This is a genomic window from Acidisphaera sp. L21, assembly GCF_009765685.1.
Lineage (GTDB): Bacteria > Pseudomonadota > Alphaproteobacteria > Acetobacterales > Acetobacteraceae > LMUY01.
Window position 1 is genome coordinate 1 of sequence record NZ_LMUY01000118.1, and the last position, 551, is coordinate 551.

A 551-nucleotide genomic window follows, 5' to 3' on the forward strand; every position below is an offset into this window, starting at 1 on the left:
TAAAACGGGGTGTTCACGGACGGCGGGTGCACCATCGTCACATGCACGTGGGATCGTTCGTTGATGAGTTCAGCCCGCACCGCCTCGGTGAAACCACGCAGGCCATATTTTGTTGTCGAGTAGGCCGATTGGAGAGGTACCCCCCGGTAAGAGATCGCCGATAGGACCTGGATGATCGTGCCTTGGTTGCGCGAACGCATGCGTGCCAGGGCGATCCGAGTGCCGTTCACGGTTCCGTGTAGGTTGACGTCAATGACTCGGCGAAATGCATCTTCCGGCACGTCAACGAACGCACCATAGAAGCCAATCCCGGCGTTGTTGACCCAGACGTCGATCGGACCCAAAGCAGCTTCGATTGCATCTGCCGCCGTTTCGAGGGCTTGGCTATCTGTGACGTCGGCGATTGCGACATGGGCAATACCGCCTTCAGCCTCAATCTGACGGAGAGCGCCTGCCAACGCAGTCTCCCCGCGGCCGATCAGGCCGACCATCCATCCTTTGCTTGCGTAGTGCAGCGCGGCTGCCAATCCGATCCCGGACCCAGCGCCGGT

At 60.3% G+C, this 551-nt stretch carries 1 protein-coding gene; it reads right to left on the reverse strand.

The window, feature by feature from the left end; all coding sequences use genetic code 11:
- Window positions 1-491 (reverse strand): SDR family NAD(P)-dependent oxidoreductase (locus tag GSQ76_RS23085; RefSeq protein WP_254070587.1); only part of this gene is annotated, 491 nt, incomplete at its 3' end.
- Window positions 492-551: the final 60 nt, after the last annotated feature.